Annotated in this window: 22 protein-coding genes; 8 read left to right on the plus strand and 14 right to left on the minus strand. The window is 68.7% G+C overall.

Annotated features, from left to right (window positions below):
- Nucleotides 1-5: 5 nt before the first annotated feature.
- The gene (locus tag A7E77_RS06500) at nucleotides 6-686 is read left to right on the plus strand and encodes a hypothetical protein (protein WP_063686723.1); all 681 of its coding nucleotides are present in this window, start codon (nucleotides 6-8) and stop codon (nucleotides 684-686) included.
- 9 nt (nucleotides 687-695) lie between these two features.
- On the opposite strand, the gene A7E77_RS06505 is transcribed toward A7E77_RS06500, so the two are convergent.
- Entirely contained in the window at nucleotides 696-1,136 is a 441-nt protein-coding gene (locus tag A7E77_RS06505; protein ID WP_017980305.1) for a DUF983 domain-containing protein, read from the minus strand.
- 125 nt (nucleotides 1,137-1,261) lie between these two features.
- Complete coding sequence (locus A7E77_RS06510) at nucleotides 1,262-2,563, minus strand: hemolysin family protein (protein WP_017980306.1); 1,302 nt, start codon at nucleotides 2,561-2,563, stop codon at nucleotides 1,262-1,264.
- Between the two features lie 188 nt (nucleotides 2,564-2,751).
- On the opposite strand from A7E77_RS06510, the gene A7E77_RS06515 reads away from it, so the two are divergent.
- Nucleotides 2,752-3,426: an OmpA family protein gene (locus A7E77_RS06515; RefSeq protein ID WP_018250602.1), complete on the plus strand. Its 675-nt coding sequence runs from the start codon at nucleotides 2,752-2,754 to the stop codon at nucleotides 3,424-3,426.
- Nucleotides 3,427-3,702: 276 nt separating this feature from the next.
- On the opposite strand, the gene A7E77_RS06520 is transcribed toward A7E77_RS06515, so the two are convergent.
- On the minus strand, nucleotides 3,703-4,131 hold the full coding sequence (locus A7E77_RS06520) for a nucleoside deaminase (protein WP_043060924.1): 429 nt from the start codon (nucleotides 4,129-4,131) through the stop codon (nucleotides 3,703-3,705).
- Nucleotides 4,132-4,195: 64 nt separating this feature from the next.
- On the minus strand, nucleotides 4,196-4,405 hold the full coding sequence (locus A7E77_RS06525) for a hypothetical protein (RefSeq protein WP_017980309.1): 210 nt from the start codon (nucleotides 4,403-4,405) through the stop codon (nucleotides 4,196-4,198).
- A gap of 168 nt (nucleotides 4,406-4,573) precedes the next feature.
- Here A7E77_RS06525 and rpmB point away from each other — a divergent pair, with 168 nt between their 5' ends.
- Nucleotides 4,574-4,873, plus strand: coding sequence for a 50S ribosomal protein L28 (rpmB, locus tag A7E77_RS06530; RefSeq protein ID WP_017980310.1), 300 nt, complete (start codon nucleotides 4,574-4,576; stop codon nucleotides 4,871-4,873).
- A 138-nt stretch (nucleotides 4,874-5,011) separates the two neighbouring features.
- Here rpmB and A7E77_RS06535 read toward each other — a convergent pair whose 3' ends face one another.
- Nucleotides 5,012-6,025, minus strand: coding sequence for an esterase-like activity of phytase family protein (locus A7E77_RS06535; protein ID WP_063686724.1), 1,014 nt, complete (start codon nucleotides 6,023-6,025; stop codon nucleotides 5,012-5,014).
- Between the two features lie 176 nt (nucleotides 6,026-6,201).
- Here A7E77_RS06535 and A7E77_RS06540 point away from each other — a divergent pair, with 176 nt between their 5' ends.
- Nucleotides 6,202-6,570, plus strand: coding sequence for a glycine zipper 2TM domain-containing protein (locus A7E77_RS06540; protein WP_017980312.1), 369 nt, complete (start codon nucleotides 6,202-6,204; stop codon nucleotides 6,568-6,570).
- A gap of 357 nt (nucleotides 6,571-6,927) precedes the next feature.
- Here A7E77_RS06540 and phbB read toward each other — a convergent pair whose 3' ends face one another.
- From phbB to lgt, 8 genes are all read right to left on the minus strand, one after another.
- The gene (gene phbB / locus A7E77_RS06545) at nucleotides 6,928-7,650 is read right to left on the minus strand and encodes an acetoacetyl-CoA reductase (RefSeq protein WP_063686726.1); all 723 of its coding nucleotides are present in this window, start codon (nucleotides 7,648-7,650) and stop codon (nucleotides 6,928-6,930) included.
- Between the two features lie 97 nt (nucleotides 7,651-7,747).
- Nucleotides 7,748-8,749: a ferrochelatase gene (hemH, locus tag A7E77_RS06550; protein ID WP_063686728.1), complete on the minus strand. Its 1,002-nt coding sequence runs from the start codon at nucleotides 8,747-8,749 to the stop codon at nucleotides 7,748-7,750.
- Nucleotides 8,746-10,947, minus strand: coding sequence for a xanthine dehydrogenase family protein molybdopterin-binding subunit (locus A7E77_RS06555; protein ID WP_063686730.1), 2,202 nt, complete (start codon nucleotides 10,945-10,947; stop codon nucleotides 8,746-8,748). The genes hemH and A7E77_RS06555 overlap by 4 nt, the downstream gene beginning before the upstream one ends.
- An 85-nt stretch (nucleotides 10,948-11,032) precedes the next feature.
- Nucleotides 11,033-12,346 (minus strand): cystathionine gamma-synthase family protein, encoded by a 1,314-nt coding sequence (locus A7E77_RS06560; protein ID WP_063686732.1) that lies wholly within the window; start codon nucleotides 12,344-12,346, stop codon nucleotides 11,033-11,035.
- Between the two features lie 160 nt (nucleotides 12,347-12,506).
- Nucleotides 12,507-13,274 (minus strand): peptidoglycan editing factor PgeF, encoded by a 768-nt coding sequence (gene pgeF, locus A7E77_RS06565; protein WP_063686734.1) that lies wholly within the window; start codon nucleotides 13,272-13,274, stop codon nucleotides 12,507-12,509.
- Nucleotides 13,271-13,780 carry a GNAT family N-acetyltransferase gene (locus A7E77_RS06570; protein ID WP_063686736.1) on the minus strand — a complete coding sequence of 170 codons (510 nt, stop codon included), beginning with the start codon at nucleotides 13,778-13,780 and terminating at the stop codon, nucleotides 13,271-13,273. The genes pgeF and A7E77_RS06570 overlap by 4 nt, the downstream gene beginning before the upstream one ends.
- Nucleotides 13,777-14,838 (minus strand): class I SAM-dependent methyltransferase, encoded by a 1,062-nt coding sequence (locus A7E77_RS06575; protein WP_063686738.1) that lies wholly within the window; start codon nucleotides 14,836-14,838, stop codon nucleotides 13,777-13,779. Before A7E77_RS06575 ends, A7E77_RS06570 begins: the two co-directional genes overlap by 4 nt.
- Before the next feature lie 200 nt (nucleotides 14,839-15,038).
- On the minus strand, nucleotides 15,039-15,956 hold the full coding sequence (gene lgt / locus A7E77_RS06580; protein ID WP_063686740.1) for a prolipoprotein diacylglyceryl transferase: 918 nt from the start codon (nucleotides 15,954-15,956) through the stop codon (nucleotides 15,039-15,041).
- 66 nt (nucleotides 15,957-16,022) lie between these two features.
- Between lgt and A7E77_RS06585 the strand changes: the two genes are divergently transcribed.
- The 3 genes from A7E77_RS06585 to A7E77_RS06595 all read left to right on the plus strand — a co-directional run bounded on the left by A7E77_RS06585 (nucleotide 16,023) and on the right by A7E77_RS06595 (nucleotide 19,409).
- The gene (locus A7E77_RS06585) at nucleotides 16,023-17,711 is read left to right on the plus strand and encodes a class I adenylate-forming enzyme family protein (RefSeq protein WP_063686742.1); all 1,689 of its coding nucleotides are present in this window, start codon (nucleotides 16,023-16,025) and stop codon (nucleotides 17,709-17,711) included.
- Between the two features lie 218 nt (nucleotides 17,712-17,929).
- Nucleotides 17,930-18,448 (plus strand): phosphoribosyltransferase, encoded by a 519-nt coding sequence (locus A7E77_RS06590; protein ID WP_063686744.1) that lies wholly within the window; start codon nucleotides 17,930-17,932, stop codon nucleotides 18,446-18,448.
- Between the two features lie 28 nt (nucleotides 18,449-18,476).
- Entirely contained in the window at nucleotides 18,477-19,409 is a 933-nt protein-coding gene (locus A7E77_RS06595; RefSeq protein WP_063686746.1) for an AEC family transporter, read from the plus strand.
- Between the two features lie 400 nt (nucleotides 19,410-19,809).
- On the opposite strand, the gene murA is transcribed toward A7E77_RS06595, so the two are convergent.
- On the minus strand, nucleotides 19,810-21,093 hold the full coding sequence (gene murA, locus A7E77_RS06600; protein WP_063686748.1) for a UDP-N-acetylglucosamine 1-carboxyvinyltransferase: 1,284 nt from the start codon (nucleotides 21,091-21,093) through the stop codon (nucleotides 19,810-19,812).
- A 133-nt stretch (nucleotides 21,094-21,226) separates the two neighbouring features.
- Here murA and A7E77_RS06605 point away from each other — a divergent pair, with 133 nt between their 5' ends.
- Nucleotides 21,227-21,958 (plus strand): Crp/Fnr family transcriptional regulator, encoded by a 732-nt coding sequence (locus tag A7E77_RS06605; protein ID WP_063686751.1) that lies wholly within the window; start codon nucleotides 21,227-21,229, stop codon nucleotides 21,956-21,958.
- The last annotated feature ends 9 nt before the right edge of the window (nucleotides 21,959-21,967 follow it).

Below are 21,967 nucleotides of genomic sequence, written 5' to 3' on the forward strand. Positions count from 1 at the left end.
TACGCATGAACGACACCGCCTCCGCCGGCGGCGCCTCGGGCGCCAGTCTGATCCCGAGCACCACCGATGCCTTTACCGCCGCGCATCTGGCGATCATCGCCATCTTCGCGCTGCTGACGATCGTCGCGATCATCTGGGGTATCCGCCTGAAGCGGCAGCGCCGCACGGCGGAGCGCGATATCGCCGAACACAATGCCGAAGTGGCGCGGACCGCGGACGACACTTCCGCGCCGACATCGGTAGCCCCGCCACCGGTGGCAGCGCCGGCACCGGTAGCAGCGCCTGCGCCCGTCACCGCTCCGGCACCGCAGGCGTCCGATCCCGCGCCCGCGGCGACCGACCCGATCGCTGACGAACCGATCGCCGCCAGCGCACCGCTGGACGCGGCACCGGCACAGGAAGCCGCGTCCGCACCGGCAGCGCCTGCGCCCGTCTCCGCCGATCCCGCCGGAGCCCCCGTGTCGACGCTGAAGGGCCTCGGCCCAAAGCTCGCCGCGCGTCTGGGCGAACTCGGCATCAGCACGGTGGGTCAGGTTGCCGCGCTCAGCCCCGAACAGGCTGCGGCACTCGATGCGCAGCTGGGACCGTTCGCCGGCCGGATGGAGCGCGACCGCTGGATCGAACAGGCCCGCTTCCTCGCCGCGGGCGACACGGCCGGGTTCGAACGCGTCTTCGGCCGGCTGTAACCGGCCGTCTTACTGATCGAAATCGTTGGTCACATCGTCGGTGCCGTGCAGACGGCGCCACAGACCTTGCGTGCCCGCTTCCTGCGCGCGATTGACGAATTGCGATGCGACCAGCCAGCCCTTGATCGGGCGCAGCGGCAATAGCGTCCCCGCGACCATCACCGGCACCGACGTGATCAGGTGCACCCAGACGGGCGGCTCGAACGCCACCTGCAGCCACACGACGAAGAAGATTAGCGGCAGCGCGATGATACACAGCGAGAAGAAGGCGGGGCCATCGTCCGGCGCGGCGAAGCGATAGTCGAGCCCGCAATGCTCGCAGCGATCGACGATCTTCAGCCACGATCGAAACATCCGCCCCTCGCCGCAGCGCGGACACAGGCCCTTCCAGCCGCAGTGCAGGATCCAGCGGAATGTGGAGGGCTTGGCGGGCGTGTCGGGCTGTTCCATCTGCAATAGGTGGGCACGCCTGGCCCCGCCGTCGATGGGACGAATTGTCCTACGCCAGGCGGAAACTGCCTTATGTTAGCGAGATAGCATCGAAACGGACGCCGCCGGCATGCCGGCCGGCCCCATCACATTTCGCTGACGAGCAATTTGTCGATGCGGCGGCCATCGAGGTCGACGACCTCGAACCGCCAACCCTGTTCCTCGAAATGCTCGCCCTCACCCGGCAAATGGCGGAAAGCGGCTAATGCTAGACCGGCGACGGTCGCATAATCGCGATCCTCGGGCAGGTCGATGCCCAGCCGTTCGGCGAGCGCGTCGGCCGCCATCGTGCCGGCGACCAGCAACGATCCGTCGTCGCGCACCACGACAGAGGGGGCCTCGTCGGGATCGGCATCGCTCGCGAACTCGCCGGCGATCGCGGCGAGCAGATCGGCCGGGGTCACGATCCCTTCGAAATGGCCGTATTCGTCGTGGATCAGCGCCATCGGCACTTCCGCCTGGCGCAGCGCGATCAGCGCGTCCATCGCGTCGATCCGGTCGATCACGACCGGCGCCTTGCGCATCAGCGTCTTGAGGTCGAGCGGCTCGCCGCGGAACAGTGCAGACGCGATGTCGCGCGATTGCACGACGCCGACGACCGCATCGACCGACCCTTCCGCCACCGGCAGCCGGGTGTGCGGCGTCGCGAGCAGGATGTCGCGGATCCGGTCGGCGTCGAGGTTACAGTCAAGCCAGTCGACTTCGGTGCGGGGCGTCATCACCTCACGCACCGGCCGGTCGGCGAGGCGGACGACGCCCGAGATGATCGTGCGCTCATGCTCCTCGATCACGCCCGACTTGCTGGCTTCCGCGACGATCAGGTGCAACTCCTCTGCCGTCACCTGGTCTTCCGATTCGCGGTTGAGGCCGAGGATGCGGAAGACGAGCGCGCTCGACGAATCGAGCACCCAGACGAGGGGGGCGCAGACCAGCGCGATATAGCGCATCGGCAGCGCCACCAGACTGGCGACCGTTTCGGGCTTACGCAACGCGAACTGCTTGGGAACGAGCTCGCCGATGATCAGCGAGGCATAGGTGGTGAGGCCGATCACCAGCGCGAAGCCCAGCGTTTCGGCCGTGTGCGCCGACAGGCCCAGCAGCTGCAGCCGCGCGGCGGTGGGGCTGCCCAGGCTCGATCCCGAATAGGCACCCGCCAGAATGCCGATCAGCGTGATGCCGATCTGCACGGAGGACAGGAACTTGCCGGGATCGGCGGCGAGTTTCAGCGCGGCCGCGGGCCCTTTGCGCCCCGAGCGCGCCATCGCCTCCAGCCGCGCCTTGCGCGACGAGACGATCGCCAGCTCGCTCATCGCGAATACGCCGTTCAACGCGACAAGCGCGAGGATGATGAGGACGTCGATCCAGGGAAAGGGCGGAAGCGGTGCCATCGGCGTGACGTGTCTTTGCCGTACAAGTCCGGCCGCGACAACCGCCTGATTGCACCGTGGCCGCGGAAAGTGCGTCGCACGCGCATCGGCGCCCGGCTCATCCACCGTTCAGATCGCAGGCGGAACAAGCCGCTTCGGACCTGAGTTATTCCCCCCAGACGAAGGCCACCTGTTAGCAAAGGGACATCATGCGCTCCAAATTCCTCGCTGCCGCCGCGCTCACGGCGCTCGTTACGACCAGCGCCTGCACCACCGATCCGGAAACCGGCCAGCGCCGCATCTCGTCGACCGCGATCGGCGGCATCGGCGGCGCGCTCGGCGGCTATCTGCTCGGCGACCTGGTCGGCGGCCGCAACGATCGTACCGCCAAGATCCTGGGCGCCGGCATCGGGGGCCTCGCGGGGGCCGGCATCGGCGCCTATATGGACAAGCAGGAACGCGACCTGCGCGCCCGCACCGCCGGCACCGACGTGCAGGTGACGCGCGAAGGCGACAATCTGATCCTCAACATCCCGTCGGGCATCACCTTCGGCTATAACAGCGCCGCGGTACAGCCGCAGTTCCAACGCACGCTCGACCAGGTCGCCGACACGCTGTCGCAGTACAACCAGACCTTCGTCGACGTGTACGGCTTCACCGATTCGACCGGCTCGGAATCGTACAACCAGCAGCTGTCGGAACGCCGCGCGGTGTCGGTCGCCGACTATCTGGCCGCACACGGCGTGCAGGCCGCGCGTATCGGCACGCGCGGGTTCGGCGAGAGCAACCCGGTCGCCTCGAACGACACCGAAGCCGGCCGCGCCGCCAACCGCCGTGTCGAAATCAAGATCGTGCCGATCTCGCAGAACGACCTGCGTCAGTAAGACGCCTCTGCCCGCCGGTGCCATCGGTGCCGGCGGGTGTTTTGCGCGACGGCGCGCGCTGCGGCCCGATTTGGTGCGCGCGAAGACGCGAAGACGCCAAGATGGTCCGCCTACGGCACCGTCAGGTGCCCCTCATGACACGAGAGACAGGCCACGCTGGCCTAAAACGTAGCCTCTCTGCGCCCTCCGCGCCTCTGCGCGCGCATTCCATGAAACAGGCCAACGCAGCGCCACAACGCGACCCCTTCGCGTCTTAGCGTCTTCGCGCGAACCCGTTTACCGCCGGTCGCGAAAGAAGGCCCGCAGCAGCGCCGCCGCCTCAGCCTCGCCGATCCCGCCGTACACCTCTGGCCGGTGATGCACGGTGGGTTGCGAGAACAGCCGTGGCCCGTGTTCGATCGCCCCCCCCTTGGGGTCGCTCGCACCATAATAGAGCCGCCCGATCCGCGCATGCGCGATCGCCCCCGCGCACATTGCGCAGGGCTCTAGCGTCACCCACAAATCCGCCTCCTCCAGCCGTTCGCGGCCCAGCCGCGCCGCGGCCTCGCGGATCACGCGCATTTCGGCATGGGCGGTGGGATCGCACAGCGCGCGCGGCGCATTGGCCGCCTCCGCGATCACCTCGCCGCGCCACAGCAGCACCGCCCCCACCGGCACCTCGCCCGCCGCGGCGGCGGCGGCGGCCGCGTCGAGGGCGCGTCGCATGGGGGGCGGCAGGGGAAACATCTCTCCCTCCTGCCCCCGATCCCCGATTCGCGAAAGCGCCCCTTTATTGGGCGTTGCCCGGCCGCTCGACGTTCACGGTCGGCACCTCGACCGTCTTCTTTTCGGTGCCGACGCTGACGCGCGCGACATCGGCCTTGAACTGCGGCGCCTGCACCAACGCCGGGCGCGTCTGATCGATATTGATGAAGCCGAAATACATCAGCGCCACGACGATGAGCGCGATGACCCCGAGCAATGCCAGCAACGTGCGCATGTGAACCGTCCCCTGTTCGTGACCTTTACGATGGCGTAACAACGCCGCGTGTCCGAGTCCGTTGCACCCGGCATGCGACGGTGCGCGGATCGCCCCATGGTTGACGGATCGCCGCGAAGCCGCTAGTGGCGCCGGCTTTCCGGGCAACCGAATTCAGGATTTAAAGCCATGTCGCGCATTTGCGAGCTGACCGGCAAGGGCCGGCAGGTGGGTCACAATGTTTCCCACGCCAACAACAAGACCAAGCGCACGTTCCTGCCGAACCTGCAGAACGTCACGCTGATGTCCGATTCGCTCGAGAAGAGCGTGCGTCTGCGCGTGTCGACCCACGGCCTGCGCTCGGTCGAGCACAACGGCGGTCTCGACAACTGGCTGGTGAAGACCGGCGACGACAAGCTGTCGCTGCGCTGCCGCCGCCTGAAGCGCGAAATCGTCAAGAAGCTGTCGGCGACCGCCGCCGCCGCGTAAGCGGCCGACAGCGACGTCCGTTTCCGGCTTGCCAAGGCCCGCTGCTCCCCCGGAGCGGCGGGCTTTTGGCGTTGATGATGGCGGCACAGACAAACAGGGCGCGGGCGGATCGCCCGCTCTTCGACGGTGCGCGGTTCGTCAGCGCGAATCGAGCCGGAACTTCAGCAGCAACGTCCGCTGCATCGGCAGCTGATTGTCGTCGGACACCAGCCAGACGATCGTCGCGCCATCCTCGATCGTCGTTGCGACCCCTTCGAAATTGTCGTGGATCAGCGGCGAATCGAGCGTCGCGAGCAGACGCCCCCGTGCCACGGCCCCCGCACGAATCGCGGATGCCGGCACCAGCGACAGGCGATTGCTGAACCGAAAGGGCAGCCGAAACGCCCGATCGAGTACCAGCAGGCCGCCGTTCGGCAAAGCGGTCGCATCGGCGGGATCGTAGCGCCCATGGGGCATATAGGCGAAATAGACCGGCCGCGTGCGGATCGGATCACCGGGGAAGAGTAACGCTGTGCGGCTGTGCAGCCTTTCCGCCTCTGCGCCCGTCCAATGCGCCGGCGGGACATGCGCATCCTCGCTGATCGTCACGAATCGCCCATCCGGCAGGCGCGCGAGCGATTCGGGGCCGCCATTGATCGGCCAGCGCGCCATCTCAGGCGGTGTGCGCTGCGCCTCGGCGCGCGCGAAACCGGGAGCGTAGCGCCAGATGGCGTTATACCGCTCATATCCCACCCAGATCTGTCCCGTCGCCGGATCGGCCGCCATCGATTCGGTGTCGCGGTCGCGCTTCTCCCAACCGGTGCCCGGTCCCTGCGGCAGGTTCTGAAACTGCACGCCATGCGGCTGCCAGTCCGTGCCCATCGTGAAGGCGACGATATTGCCGCCATCGCTGAGCAGCGTGAACCGGTCGCCGTTCGGCCGCCGCTCCACCCGCAGCGACGAATAGCCGCCAAACGCCGGATCGCGGCTGCGCAGCTCGGCACCGCCGAGATAGGTCAGCGATCCCAGCCGCCGGCGCGACGGATCGGCGGGGTCGAGATCGACACGCCGCACGGTCAGTTCGGGGTGTCGCCCCAACAGCGGCAGGCGTTCCTCCCCCGCCCAGCCGGGGACGATCAGCAACACCGCCAGGATGACGAACAGCACACGCATGCCGCGCCTCATAGGGTGCGGAACGGCAGGCGGCACCCCTGCTCTGCCTGAACGGACGATAACGGGTGCATTCAGGGTCGGGTCAACGCGACTCGGGCAAAAGGCATCCATCGACGACGGGCAGGTGCCCCCCGCATCGCCGTCGAAACGGACAGATTACGGACGGGAGAAGACCCATGCTGAAGACCCTGAGCCTCGCCGGTGCCGCGCTCGCCATGACCGCCTCGGCCCTTGTGCCGGTCAGCGCCGCCTCGGCGCAGCGCGGCTATTACGGCGGTTACGATCGCGGCTACGCCTATGACCGCGGCTATCGTGACGATCGCGTCTATCGCGGCGACCGTGGCTATTACCGCGACCGCGGCTACGCCCGCCGCTGCAACGACGGCACCACCGGTACGGTGCTCGGTGCGATCGCCGGTGGCCTGCTCGGCCGCACGATCGACACCCGCGGCGACCGCACGCTCGGCACCGTCCTCGGCGCCGGTGCGGGTGCCCTCGCCGGCCGCGCGGTCGAGCGCTCGGATCGCCCCGGCTACTGCAGGTAAGCGTTAAGCCCCGCGTAGCGTAACGGGGTGCGAGGCCCGGTCTTCCTTCGGGGAGGCCGGGCCTTGTGTTGTGTGTGGGACTTTAGACGCTTGTCCCGCCCACGCCGTCACCCCGGACTGGGTCCGGCTCCACTCCACGGCGAGGGGGAGGCAAGGGGCTCGGGCGCTCCCTCGCGGCCCAGTGGACCCCGGAACGAGTCCCGGGTGACGGAGCATTTTCGGGAATGCCCCCCAATCAGGACGCCGGCAAAGCCGTCGTCGGACGGGTTCGCCCTTGGCGCCCCGCCGGCCGTGCCGATGCGTGCGTGCGCGTTGCGCGCGCATCGGGGCGTAGCCTGGGCTACGCCCCTCGCATCGTCAGTACATATGTTGACCGCCGTTCAGGCTCAGCGTCGATCCCGTCACGAAGCCCGCATCTTCCGAACACAGGAAGACGACGCCGCGCGCGATTTCGCTTGCCTGGCCCAGGCGACCGACGGGAATTTTGGCGACGATCTTCTCCAGCACGTCGCTCGGCACCGCCGCCACCATGTCGGTGTCGATATAGCCCGGCGCGATCGCGTTCACCGTTACGCCGGCGCGTGCGCCTTCCTGCGCCAATGCCTTGGTGAAGCCGTGGATACCGCTCTTCGCCGCGGCATAGTTCACCTGGCCGTACTGACCCGCCTGACCGTTGATCGAACCGATGTTGACGATCCGCCCCCATTTGCGCTCGCGCATCCCGGGGAAGGTCGCCTTGGCCATATTGAAGCAACCACCCAGGTTGGTGTCCATGACCTCTTTCCACATCTGGTAGGTCATCTTCAAGATCGTGCCGTCGCGCGTGATGCCCGCATTGTTCACGACGATGTCGACGGGCCCCAGATCCGCGGCAACCTTCGCGCAGCCGTCCTGGCAAGCGTCGTGATCCGCGACGTCCCATTTATAGGCGGCGATGCCCGTACGCTCGGTGAACTCGCGCGCCCGTTCGTCATTGCCGGCGTAATTGGCGGCGACGGTGATGCCGGCCTCTTTCAGGGCAAGGCTGATCGCCTCGCCGATGCCACGCGTACCACCGGTGACGATCGCTACTCTGGCCATTCCAACCTCTCCCGTTAGACGTTCGGTGGAACGCTAGGCGGGCGCCCGGACGGTGGCAATGGCGGAACCAGGGCCGGACCGGTATTTCCATATTTCGTTACGGAATCCAGCCTTGCAGCTCGCGATGCAGCAACGTCCGCAGCATCGCCATGCCGGGCGCGCCGTCGTTCAAACAGGGCAGATAGGCGAAGTCGGTGCCGCCCGCCGCAACGAAGCTTTCGCGCCCGCGGATCGCCAGTTCCTCCAGCGTCTCGAGGCAATCGGCGGAAAAGCCCGGCGCCACCACCGCAACCTTGCGCACCCCTTGCGCGGGCAGCGCCTCCAGCGTCTCGTCGGTCGCCGGCCCCAGCCATTTCGCCGGCCCGAAGCGCGACTGGAAGGCGATGATGAGCTCGCGATTCATGGCCTCGGACAGCAACCGCGCCGTCTTCTGGCAGTGGCAGTGATAGGGGTCGCCCAACTCCAGCGTCCGCTTTGGCATGCCGTGGAAGCTGGCGACGATCCGCTCGGGCACGAAATCGAGGCCCGCGAGCTGCGATTCGATGCTCTCCTTCAGCGCGGCGATATAGGCGGGGTCGTCGTGATACGGCGGCAGCGTGCGGATCGCCGGCTGCCAGCGCATGCCCGCCAGCGCGGCAAAGGCCTTGTCGTTGGCGGTCGCGGTCGTCGCCGCGCAATATTGCGGATATAGCGGCGCGATCAGGATGCGCTCGCACCCGGCATCCTTGAGTGCGGCCAGTCGGTCGGCGATCGCCGGATTGCCGTAGCGCATTGCATAATCGACGATCACGCCCTCGCCGAACGCGTCCGTCAGCGCCTGTGCCTGCCGACGCGTGATCGCGGCGAGCGGCGACCCTTCGTCGCTCCACACCAGGCCATAGGCATGCGCGGACTTCTTCGGGCGGGTGTTGAGGATGATGCCGCGCAGGATCGGCTGCCACGCGATCGCCGGGATTTCGACGACGCGCCGATCGGACAGGAATTCGCCCAGATAGCGTTTCACCGATTTCGGATCGGGCGCATCGGGCGTGCCAAGATTGGTGAGCAATACCCCGATCTTGCGGGGCGGGATCGCGGGATGGCCGGCGGGAATCGTCATGGCGTCGGCTGTAGCGGCAGTGAGCGCAGCCGCCTACCGGTCGCGGAGAAGACGGCGTTGGCGATCGCGGGCGCGACGGCGGGCACGCCCAGCTCGCCCACTCCGCCCGGCGCCTCGCCGGATGCGATCAGTTCGACGACGATGTCCGGACTGTCCGCGAGCCGCGGGAGGTTGAGCCCCGCAAAGCCATGCGCGCGCGTCCGCCCCTTCGCGATACCGGTCGATGCGCCCAGTGCCTGCGCCATGCCGAAGATCAGGCCGCCTTCGATCTGCTGGCGGACGAGGTCCGGGTTGACGATCCGCCCGCAATCCACCGCCGCGACGAGGCGATCGACGCGGATTCGCCCGCCATCCTCCGCCGACACCTCCGCCAGCACCGCGATGCGACTGCCGCGAAAGGCATGTGCGGCGATGCCCTGCCCCGATCCGTCCGCGCCGCCGTCCCAGCCGCCCAGCGCTGCAACGGTCGTCAGGCAGCGTGCCAGCCGCGGCTCGCCGCCCAGCATGCCGATCCGGTAGGACAAGGGTTCGGTGCCCGCGACATGCGCCAGCTCGTCGATGAAGCATTCGGTGAAGAAGGCGGTGTAGCCATGCGCGCCGCCGCGCAGGTGGCCGGTTTCGACGCCGATGTCGGCGGGATGATGCGCGATGGCATAGGCCGGGATGCGATAGACCGGCGTTGCGCCCGCCACCGCATAGGGATCGCCGCGCCCCAGCAGCGCGCCCGCCCCGGGCAGCAGCCGCCGGGCGAGCGCATGGCCCGTCGCCGGCGCCGCGATCGCTGCGTCCCAGGCGGCGATGGCGCCGTTGCTCGACAGGCGCGCGCGCAACGTCGCGCGGGCGGGTGGGCGAACGCGATCGTGCAGCGTCTCCTCGCCCCGCGACAATACGAGATTGACCGGACGCTTCAGCTGCATCGTCAGCAACGCCGCCTGTTCGGCGATCACCGTCTCCAACCGCGCACCGAAGTCGCCGCCCGCCAGCGTGCGGTGGATCACCACCGCCCCCGGCGACAGACCCGCGACGCGCGCCGCCGCTGCCCGCGCCGCCGCGGGGGCCGCGGTGGGCAACCACAGCTCCAGCCGCCCGTCGCGATACGCCGCCGCCGCGCTCGCGGTCTCCAGCGCGGCATGCACGCCCAGCCCGACGCGATAGTCCGAAGAGACGACGCCGCCGCCCTCCAGCAAGCGCGCCGGGTCGCCGGTCGCGGCCATGGTCTGCCCCGGTGCGGCCAGCGCGTCGGTCAGCGCGCGGTCGATCCCGGCATCGTCAGCGAGCGGCGTGTCGCTGGCGAAGCGCGGCGCGAGCGCCTCCAGCGCGCGATTCGCGGCCCACCAGGTCGTCGCAACTGCTGCCACCCACTTGGGATTCTCGACGACCGCCAGCACGCCGCGGATGCGATCCGCCGCCGCCCGGTCGACCGCGACCAACCGCGCATCGCCGATCGGCCCCTGCCGGATCGCGGCATGCACCATGTCGGGCAGGCGGATATCCCCCGCAAAGCTGGCCGAACCATCGACCTTCGCGGGTACGTCGATCCGCGGCACCGCCTGTCCCGCCAGCTTGCCCGCCCCCGCGACGCCGATTGGCAGGGGTTTGGGCACGCTCTCGCGCGCCGCCTCTGCCGCCAGCGCGGCGAAGCGCAACCGGTCGCGGCCGTGGACGATGAAGCCCGCCTCCGCGCTGCAATCGGTCCAGGTAACGCCCCAGCGCCGCGCCGCCGCCTTGCACAATAGCGCCCGCACGGTCGCGCCCGCGGTGCGCGCATCGTCCTCGAACATGCGAAGACTGGTCGATCCGCCAGTCAGCATCGCGTCGCTGCGTTGTGCATAGCTGTCGTAGAGGTGCTGCGGCAGCCGCGCGAGCGTGCCTTCGAACAGCGATTCGAGCGCCAGCGGGTTGGCATAGAGCGGGTTGATCGGCGCCGCCTCGACGCCGACCGTCCGCCAGTCGGCACCCAGTTCGTCGGCCACCACCTGCGCCAATGCAGTGTAGATGCCCTGCCCGTGTTCCAGCTGCGGCACCGCGACAGTGACATGGCCGTCGTCGCCGATCTTCAGCCATGCGCCGAACGCGGTCTCGCCGGGTGCGGTCGCGAGGTTCGGGGCATAAGCGCGCGGCCACAGCCCCCAGGCGACGACCAGCCCGACGCCCGCGCCCCCCGCGACGATCACCTTGCGCCTGCTGATCCCTGCCATGCAGCGGCTCTACCGGGGCCGCGCGGCGGGCGGAAGCGGGTTGATGGCGGGCGCCCCTCCTGAAATCGGGAGGGGCGCCCGTCGCTTAGATCGCGTCCAGCGCCTGCGCGAAGTCGGCGATCAGATCGTCGGCATCCTCGACGCCGATCGAGATGCGCACCAGGCTGTCGGTGATCCCCAGCGCGTCCTTGCGCTCCTGCGGCACCGACAGGTGGGTCATCGCGGCGGGATGGCTTGCCAGCGTCTCGGTGCCGCCCAGCGACACGGCGAGCTTGGCGATGCGCAGCGCGTCGAGGAAGCGGAACGCCTCCGCCTCGCCGCCCTTCAGGATCAGCGAGAAGGTGGAGCCGGCGCCCGAGCAATGGCGGCGATAGATGTCCGCCTGCCGCTCCTGCCCCGGCTCGTCGCCGAAGAAGCCGAGATAGCCGACGCGCTCGACCTTTGGATGCGTGCGCAGATAGGCGCAGACCTTGGCGGCATTCTCGCCCGCGCGGCTCATGCGCAGTTCCAGCGTTTCCAGCGACCGCAGCAGCATCCACGCGGTATTGGGATCGCAGATCGTGCCGATCGTGTTGCGCATCGAGCGGATCGTGTTGATGTGCGCCTTCGACCCCAGCACACCGCCCGCGACCAGATCGCTATGGCCGCCGGCATATTTGGTGAGGCTGTACACTACGATATCCGCCCCGTGGCGCAGCGGCTGCTGCCACAACGGCCCCAGGAAGGTGTTGTCGATCGCGATCGGCGGCTTCTCCGCCGCATCGGCGAAGATCGCGTCGCGGCTCGCCGCCACCGCCTCGATATCGACCAGCGCGTTGGTTGGGTTCGCCGGGCTTTCGAGGTAGATCAGCGCGACGTTGCCGGTCGCCGCCTCGGTCAACACCGCGTCGATCTCCTCGCGCGTCGCGCCGGCCGGGAAGTCGAGCCACTTCACCCCGAACTTGCCGAGGATGCGGCCGATCAGCGTCTCGGTCGCCGCATAGAGCGGCCCCGAATGGACGATCGTGTCGCCGGGCTTGGTCATCGCGAGGAACAGCGTCGCGATCGCCGACATGCCGCTCGAAAAGGCGAGCGCATCCTCCGCCTCGTCCCAGATCGCCAGGCGATCCTCGAGGATTTCCTGGTTCGGTCCGTTGAAGCGCGAATAGACGAGGCCATCGGCCCCGCCCGGCCGCTTGCCGGTCACGCCCTCGAAATGGCGCTTGCCCGCTGCGGCATTGGGGAAGACGAAGGTGGAGGTCAGGAAGATCGGCGGCTTCAGCGCGCCTTCGGACAAGGCTGGGTCGAAGCCGTGGCCCATCATCATCGTCGACGGCTTCAGCTTGCGGTCACCGATCGTCTGCGGCGTGTTGGCGGGCAGATTGCCCCCGACGCCGGTGATCTGTGCTTCATTGGGCATGATACTCTCCTTTGCCACGGAGCATAGCGCCGACTGGTAACGTTGGATACTATCCAATCCTCCGTCATTCCCGCGAAGGCGGGAATCCATACCCGCTCCGCGGCGGCTCAAGCGAAACCTGCGCGTCTGGATTCCGCCTCCGCCGGAATGACGAGGAAGGTTACGCAGGCAACCCGATCAAACTGATCTGCCGCCCGTAATCCGGTTCGCCTTTATGCGTCGCGCGGCGGTAGCTGTAGAAGCGGTCGGACTGCGCATAGGTATCCAGCCCAAGCGCCTCGATCCGGGCAAGTCCCGCAGCAGCGAGTCGATGCGTCACATAGGCCTCGAGGTCGAACTGGTAGCGCCCGTCCCGACCGCTCGCGAAGAAGCGCTCATTCTCCGGATCGACCGCCGTGAAACGCGCGAGGAACCCCTCATCCACCTCGTACGAGGCGCGCGCGATGCACGGGCCGATCGCGGCGGCGATCCGATCGCGCCGCGCCCCGATCTTCTCCATCGCGGCGATCGTCTCATCGGTGACGCCGGCCAGCGCCCCCTTCCACCCGGCATGCGCCGCGCCGACCACGCCCGCCTGCGCATCCGCGAAAAGCACCGGCGCGCAATCCGCGGTCAGGATGCCGAGCAGCAATCCCGGGCGTTCGGTGACGAGCGCGTCGGCATGCGGCCGCTCGGCATCGGGATAGGCGGCGTTGACACGCACCACGTCCGCCGAATGGACCTGATACAGCGATGCAAGCGGCGCACCGGGCAATATTGCCGCCGCCGCCCGACGCCGGTTTTCCGCCACCGCTGCGGGATCGTCCTGCGATCCAAGGCCGACGTTCAGGCCCGCGACCACCCCCTGCGACACGCCGCCGCACCGCCCGAGAAAACCGTGCGGTACATCGCCCAGCCCGCGCGCGCGAATGACCTCGACGTCGCTCACAGCACCAGCCGCATCAGATGATCCTCGTCGGCGTGATTGCCGACCATGAAGGTGTAGCGGCCGACGTCCGCGAAGCCATAGCGTTCGTAGAAGCGGCGGGCGCGATGATTGTCGACGTACACCGACAGGAACAGCTCGCGCGCGCCACGATCGCGCGCGGTGGCGATCACCCAGTCCATCATCCGCGCGGCGAGCCCGCTGCCCTGCTGGTCGGCGGTGAGGTACAGCTGGCGCAGCTCGATCATCGGGCCGGTCGGCGTCACCGGCAGCCCATGCGGCCCCAGCTTCGCGAAGCCGACCGCACGGCCCTCCTCCTCGGCGAGCAGGAACGCGAAGGCCGGGTCTGCCAACTCGCGCCGCCACGCCGGAACCGTCATGCCGTCGAGAAAGGCGGCAAGATCAGCCGGATCGTACAGATGCCCGAAGGTCGCGGTAAAGCTTTCGGCGAACAGCGCGGCGATCGCCTCGGCATCGGCCACCGTGGGGGTGCGTAGCGTCGCGGTCATGCGCCGAACGCCGCCGGCACCGGCCAGTCTGCGCGCGTCACCGCCAGCGCACGGAACAGCGTCCCCATATCGCTCATCAGCCGCGCGCGATCGGCCAGGATCGCCTCCGCTTTGTCCGGCGTCGCCCGTGCCAGCGCCGTCGCCCGCGTGTCGATGCCGAGGCCCCCCAGCAAGTCGCGCTGCGAGATCGGCCCCCAGGCGACCGCACCCGCCCCCTGCGCCGCGGCGGCGAGCGTGGTGAAATCGACATGCGCGCTGAGATCGACCGTGCCCGGCGTATCGAACGGATTGGCGAAGCCATGGCCGCGCACCGCCTGCAACGTGTCGCCGAGCGCCGGGCCTTCATACCCATAATCGATGGCCAGCATCGCCCCGCCCTGCGCAGCGATCCGACGCGCGAGCGCGGTCATCACCGTGACGCTTGCGGGCGAAATTTCCAGCACCGACCCGGCGGGGGCATCGCGCAACGGTTCGGGCAGCACCTCCAGCGGCACGGGTTTGCCCGCGATGGGCAGGAACAGCGTGTCCTGGCAGGCGACCAGCCGCTCGTGCCAGCCATCCGCGCGGCGAACCAGCTGGCGGATCGGCAACGCATCGAAGAATTCGTTGGCGACGACGATCAGCGCTTCGGTCGTCGGCAGGCTGTCGACCGAATCGTGGAAGGTCGCACCCGGCACCGCGGCGGCCTGCAGCGCGCGCAGCCGCGGGCTGGTCTCGACGAAGTGCACGGGCGGTTCGAACCCCGCCTTCGCCATCGCGCGCCGGGCATCGGCGGCGAGCGTGCCCCGGCCCGGCCCCAGCTCGACCCAAGCGACCTCGGGCCGGCCGGCGCGGTCCCACAGGTCGGCGCACCACAGGCCGATCAGCTCGCCGAACATCTGGCTGATCTCGGGCGCGGTCACGAAGTCGCCGCCCGCGCCGATCGCTTCCTGCGTCGCGTAATACTGCGCATTGGCGGCGGCCATGAACTGCGACACCGGCATCGGTCCCGCCAGCGTGATCGCACGGGCGAGCCGGTCGGGCAGCGGAGCGTCGGGGATATCGGTCACGTCGGTCACAGGCGGCAGATGCCGTGGCCGGGCGGTGTGCGCAAGGCTCCTTCCAGTCCTCCCCCGCCAGGGGGAGGGGGACCGTTCGGCGCTAGCCGAATGGTGGAGGGGGAGGTAGGCGACGCAGTTTATAACGGCGTGCGCCGCTTACCTCCCCCTCCGTCAGCGCTGTCGCGCTGCCACCTCCCCCTGGCGGGGGAGGACTTTCGTCAGGCCACGCTCTCCGTCCCCGCGATCGGCTCCACCCGCGTGCGGCGGCCCTTGGCGGTCAGCACCAGATACAGCCCGCCCGCGATCATCGGCACGCACAGCCATTGGCCCATGTGGATGCCGGTCGCTTCGATGAAGGTGCCGTGGAACTGCGGATCGGGCTCGCGGAAGAATTCCACGATGAACCGCGCGATGCCATAGCCCAGCACGAACAGCCCGACGAGCTTGCCCGGCTGGTAGCGCGCCTTGGTGCGCCAGAAGGCGAACCACAGGACGGCGAAGAGGATGATCCCCTCCATCCCCGCTTCGTACAGCTGGCTGGGGTGACGCGCCGGTTCGGGGATGCCGAAGGGCACGGTGCGTTCGAACACGATCGCCCAGGGCACGTCGGCGGGCTTGCCCCACAATTCCCCGTTCACGAAGTTGGCGAGCCGGCCGAAGAACAGGCCGAAGGGCACGCAGCAGGCGAGGTAGTCGTGGACGCGCAGCCAGTCGAGCTTGTGCTTGCGCGCGAACAGGATGATCCCCAGCGACGTGCCGATGACGCCGCCGTGGAAGCTCATGCCGCCGTCCCACAGCCGCAGGATGCGTACCGGATGCAGCAGCATCTCGGGCGCGTAGAACAGCACATAGCCGATCCGCCCACCCAGGATGATCCCCAGCGTCGCGTAGAAGACGAGGTCGTCGGCATGGCGACGCGCCATCGGCGCCCCCGGCTGCGCCAGCAGCTTCAGCAGATACCACCAGCCGATCAGGATGCCGCCGATATAGGCGAGGCTGTACCAGCGCAGCGTGAACGCGCCGATCGAGAAGACGTCGGGGTGCAGCCCCAAATCGGCGAAGCGGATATGGCCGCCCCCGGAACCCACCAGCGGATCGGCGAGTGGGGCGGCGGCGGCGAGCAACGGCAGGATCAAGGCTTTCCCCCTGGGTTTCGCCCCTGCATAGTGGGGCAAAGGCACAAGACCAAGCGGAGAGCATGCATGCGGACGACCCTCGACGAGCGGATGGACGCCACGATGGCGGCACTGACCGGGCCGGGGGGCATGCTGGCGCTGGGTGAGGCGGAGCGCGGCGGGCGCCGCTATCCGATCATCGCCGCCGCACCGCCCGCCTTGCCGCACTATTTCGCGCATTATTGCCATGAGCATGCCGACAAGACCTTCCTCGTCGCCGGCGACGAACGGCTGACCTTCGCTGATGTCTATGCCGCCGCGCGCGCGGTGGCGGGGGCGCTGGTCGCGACGCATCGCGTGGCGAAGGGCGACCGGATCGGCATCGCGATGCGCAATTCGCCGTCGTGGATCGTGCTGTACATGGGCATCCTGATGGCGGGCGGCGTCGCGACGCTGCTCAACGGCTGGTGGCAGGCGGAGGAACTGGCCGCGGCGATCGACGAGGTGGAGGCGCGCCTCGTCTTCGCTGACGGCCCGCGCGCGCAGCGGCTGGCTGGATCGTCGGCGCAGGTGGTGGCGATCGACGATACGCTGCCGCTCGCCGAGGCGCTGGGCGCGATCACCGCGGCGGGTGGCGAAGATGCCGCGTTGCCCGATGTCGCGGGCACCGACCATGCGACGATCCTGTTCACCTCCGGATCGACCGGCCGGTCGAAGGGCGCGATCGCCGATCACCGCGGCGTGGTGCAGGGCACGTTCAACTATCTGGCGCAGGCGCTGATGATGCTCGGCCTCGCGACGCAGGACGGCAATCCGCCGACCGAACAGCCCTCCACGCTGCTGACGTTGCCACTGTTCCACGTCACCGCCGAGGTGCCGGTGATGCTGCAGAGCTTTGCCATGGGTCGCAAGCTCGTCCTGATGCGCAAATGGGATGCGGTCGAGGCGATGCGCCTGATCCAGGCGGAGCGGATCAGCTATTTCGTCGGCGTGCCGCTGATGAGCTTCGAAATCCTGACCCATCCCGATCGCGGCTCCTATGACCTGTCGACCGTCACCGATTTCGCCGCGGGCGGCGCGCCGCGCCCGGTCGAGCATGTCCGCCGCATCGATGCGGAGATGGGCGGGGGCGCGCCGCTGATCGGCTATGGCCTGACCGAGACGAACGGCATCGGCACCGGCAATTGGCGCAGCAACTATCTCGCCAAGCCCGATAGCGCCGGGCGCGCCTCCGCCCCGCTGGTCGACCTCGCGATCCTCGACGATGACGGCGCGCCCGTGCCGCAGGGCGCGCGTGGCGAGATCGCGATCCGCTCGATCGCCAATTTCCTCGGCTATTGGAACCGGCCGGAGGCGACCGCGGCGTGCATGACCGCGGACGGATATTTCCGCACCGGCGACATCGGCTATCTCGATGCGGACGGCTATCTCTTCATCGTCGATCGCGCCAAGGACATCGTGATCCGCGGCGGCGAGAACATAGCCTGCCAGGAGGTCGAAGCCGCGCTGTACGCCCATCCCGACGTCGCGGAGGCTGCGGTGTTCGGCCTGCCCGACGACCGCTTCGGCGAAGTGCCGGGCGCGGTGGTGCATCTGCGCGGGGACATGGCGCTGGATCAGGCGGCGCTACAGGCGTTCCTCGCCGACCATATCGCCGCCTTCAAGGTGCCCGCACGCATCTGGGTTTCCCCGGTCGCCCTGCCACGGCTGGGCACCGAGAAGATCGACAAGGTATCGCTCCGCAACACCTATCGCGCGCTCGCCGCGGCGGGTTGAGGCCGGCCGCCATCGTGCATGGGGGCTGGAGGCACACCCCCACCCTTCGTCATTCCGGCGCACGCCGGAATCCATGGTGACGGTGCCGCTACTGATTCGCACACCCCAACCGTTCCGCGTCCGTGGATCCCGGCGTTCGCCGGGATGACGAAGGTAGAGGGACGCGCCGCACACCACCCCACGCTTGCCCCTGTGCCGCAATGCGGCAAAAAGGGCGGATGCCCGTGTTCACTCCCATCCCACACGACGCCGTCGTCGCCGCCGTCCTGACCCTGCGCGATGCAATCGCCGCCGGTGACTGGCGCCCCGATACGATCGTCGGCATCGGCCGCGGCGGCCTGGTGCCCGCCGTCTACCTCAGCCATGCGATCGATGTGCCGATGCGCTCGATCGATCTGTCCGCCCGCGACAGTAACGCGGTGACGCAGGCGGGCCTCGCTGCTCTTGCCGCCCGGTCCCGCGCGGGCGAGCGCCTGCTGTTCCTCGACGACATCAACGATTCGGGCCGCACCATCGCCTTCGTCCGCACAGCGCTCGCCGCGGCGGACGGCGATGCCGCCAATGTCCGCTTCGCCACGCTGATCGACAACAGCCGCTCGGCCGAACGCGTCGAGCTTGCGGCGCGCACCATCGACCGCGACGTCGTCAAGGACTGGTTCGTCTTCCCATGGGAAGCCGTCGCGTCCAGCGACTCGATCGCCGCGGATGCGGCGGAAGTGCCGGACCGGATCGCCTGATCCGCCCGCGCACCCCACAACGCCCGCGATGACGATCCTCGCCACCATCCTGCCGATCTTCGTGCTGATCCTGGCGGGGTTCGCCTTCGCCCGGCTGCGCGGTCTGGATGCGGGTGCGGTCAGCATCCTCAACACCTATGTCGTCTGGCTGGCGCTGCCCGCCTTGCTGTTCGATTTCGTGGCGGAGGCGGATTGGGCGACGCTCGCGCAGCCGCGCTTCACCCTGGTGTTCGCGATCGGCATGGTCGCGACCTTCGCGCTGTCCTATTGGGCCACCCCGCGCGTCGCCGGCATGCCCCGCAGCATGGCGCGCCGCTCGCTCGATGCGCTGACCGCCAGCTTTTCCAATTGCGCCTATATGGGCATCCCGATCGCGCACGGCCTGCTCGGGCCGGAAGGCCTCGCCGCCGCGGTCATCGCCGCGCTGCTGACCAGCTGTGCGTTGTTCGCCTTTTCGCTCATGCTGGTCGAGGTCGATCTCGACGGCAAGGGGCTGCGGATCGCGACGATCGCGCGGGTCTTCGGATCGGTATTGCGCAACCCGATCGTCGCCGCGCCGGTCGCGGGCGCACTGTACGCCCTGACCGGCCTCGGCCTGCCCACCCCGGCCGCTACCGTCCTAAAGATGCTGGGCGGATCGGCGACCCCGGTCGCGCTGGTGACGATCGGCATGTTCCTCGCGCAGCGGCAGGGAACGGGCGAGCCCGCCGAACTGGGCTTCGCGGTCGTCGCCAAGCTGGTGGTGCAGCCGCTCGTCACGCTGGCCGCGTTATGGCTGCTGCCCCTCCCCAAGCCCTATGCCGCCGCCGCGCTGATCGTCGCCGCGCTGCCGACCGGCACCGGCCCGTTCATGGTCGCCGAACTCTACGCGCAGGAGGTGACGCTGGCCGCCCGCGCGATCCTGATGTCGACGATCCTGTCGCTGGTCACGGTGACGGCCGTGGCCTGGTGGGTGCTGTAGGCCGCCAATCGCGCCGCGGACCCTTGACATCAGTCCTCCCCCGCCAGGGGGAAGGTGGCAGCACACCAGCGCTGACGGAGGGGGAGGATACGGCGCGCGTCGTGTATGCTGAAGCCCCCTCCCGCTCTAGGGCCGATCGACATTCACCGTCGTGATGCATTTTTCGATGAGCGGAAAGACATTAAGAAGAAAAGTTTTGTTCGCGCGGAGGCGCGGAGGACGCGGAGATGTCACGCGCGTGGCAGCGCTTCGCTTTGACCTGGACCGAGATAGACAGGCCTCGCGCGGCAAACGCGACACCTCTGCGTCCTCCGCGCCTCCGCGCGAACCGTCTTGTCCTCACCTCTTCGTATCTTGACGTGATTGAATGTCGATCGGTCCTAGCAAGGAAGGAATGACCTTACCCGTCGCTCGCCCGCTCGATATCCGCGCCCACCGCCGACAGTTTTTCCTCCAGCCGCTCATAACCACGGTCGAGGTGATAGACGCGCGCGACCGCGGTCTCGCCCTCCGCCGCCAAGCCGGCGAGGATCAGGCTCATCGAGGCGCGCAGGTCGGTCGCCATCACGGGCGCGCCGACCAGCCGGTCGACGCCCTTCACCACCGCGGTACGGCCATGGACCTGGATGTCCGCGCCCATGCGCGCCAGTTCGGGCACGTGCATGTAGCGATTTTCGAAGATCGTCTCGGTCAGCACGCTGGCGCCGTCCGCCTTGCACAGCATCGCCATGAACTGCGCCTGCATGTCGGTCGCGAAGCCGGGGTACGGCGCGGTCGACAGCGTCACCGGGCCGAGCGGACCCGATGCCTCCACCTTCACGCCATCGCGCGTCTCGGTCACCGTCACGCCCGCCTCGCGCAGGCCGTCGATCGTCGCCTGCATGTCGCCGGCATTCGCGCCGACCAGCTCCAGGCTGCCGCCGGTGATCGCCGCGGCGCAGGCATAGCTGCCCGCCTCGATCCGGTCGGGCATGACGGCATAGGTCGCGCCGTGCAGCCGGTCGACGCCCTCGATCTCCAGCGTATCGGTGCCGATGCCGCCGATCCGCGCGCCCATCGCGACCAGGCAATTGCATAGGTCGACGATCTCGGGCTCGCGCGCCGCATTCTCGATCACGCTGGTGCCCTTCGCCAGCACCGCCGCCATCACGACATTCTCGGTCGCGCCGACCGACACGACGGGGAAGCGATAGCGCCCGCCCGACAAACGCCCGCCGGGCGCGGTCGCCTTGACGTAGCCTGCCGCCATCTCGAGTTCGGCGCCGATCGCCTCCAGTGCCTTCAGATGCAGGTCGATCGGGCGGTTGCCGATCGCGCAGCCGCCAGGCAGCGACACCCGCGCCTCGCCCGCGCGCGCCAGCACCGGGCCCAGCACCAGGATCGACGCGCGCATCTTGCGCACGATGTCATAGGGCGCCTCGGTCGAGGTCAGCTGCCCCGCCCGGATCGTCATCACCCGCCCGAAATCCTCGGGCCGCGTGCCCTGGATCGCCGTCGACGCGCCCAGCTGGTTGAGCAGGTGACCGAACCCGTCGACGTCGGCGAGGCGCGGCAGGTTGCGCAGCGTCAGCGGCTCGTCGGTCAGCAGCGCACACGGCATCAGCGTCAGCGCGGCATTCTTCGCGCCCGAAATCGGCAGGCGCCCCGACAGGCGGTTGCCGCCACGGATAAGGATACGGTCCATGGCATAGCGTCTAGCGCGCCGGTCGACGGGTGCAAGTTGCCAATGAACGCCGCGCGCTTGATCGACTTTAATGCAAGCGTTTCTGCCCTTTCGCTAACCCCCGCGCCTCTGGGGTTCAGGGGGAAGATACAGCGTGGGGAGTGGCCTCGCCGATTGGCTCGGCGAACTGATAGAGCTATCCGCCAGCGAACGGCGCGCGCTCGACGGACTCGAAACGCGCGAGCGGACGGTGCGGCGCGGCGCGGTGCTGCTGCGCGAGCATGACCGCGCGACGGAGCTGTTCGTCATCCGCCACGGATCGCTGATGAGCTACATCATCCTGCCCGACGGCAGCCGCCAGATCCTGCGCTTCCTGTTCCCCGGCGACCTGATCGCCACGCCCGCGCTCGTCTACCGCAGCGCGCCCGAAACGCTGATGGCGCTGACCGAAAGCACCGTCGCCATCATCGATCGCGCGCAGATCGCCGCGCTGATCGTCGACCATCCGCGGATCGCGGGCCTGTTGCTCGTCCGCGACCAGATCGAACGCGTCGCGCTGACCGACCGGCTGGCGAACCTGGGGCGCGGATCGGCCAAGGCCCGTATCTGCGCGCTGCTGATCGGCCTGCGCAACCGCCACCGACGCCTGGATGCCAGCGTGCAGGACAGCTTTTCGCCCTGCCTGACGCAGGAACAGATCGGCGATGCGACCGGCCTCACCGCGGTTCACGTCAACCGCATGCTGCGTCAGCTGGAGGACGAAGGCCTGCTGGCCCGCAACGGCGGCCGGATCACCTTCCTCAACGAACACGCGCTCGCCCGCACCGCGCATCATATCGACCGCACGCCGCATATCGATCTCGGCTGGCTGCCACCGGCCCGGTAAGGCGCGCCA

It is taken from the genome of Sphingomonas sp. NIC1 (genome assembly GCF_001638925.1).
Lineage (GTDB): Bacteria > Pseudomonadota > Alphaproteobacteria > Sphingomonadales > Sphingomonadaceae > Sphingomonas > Sphingomonas aquatilis.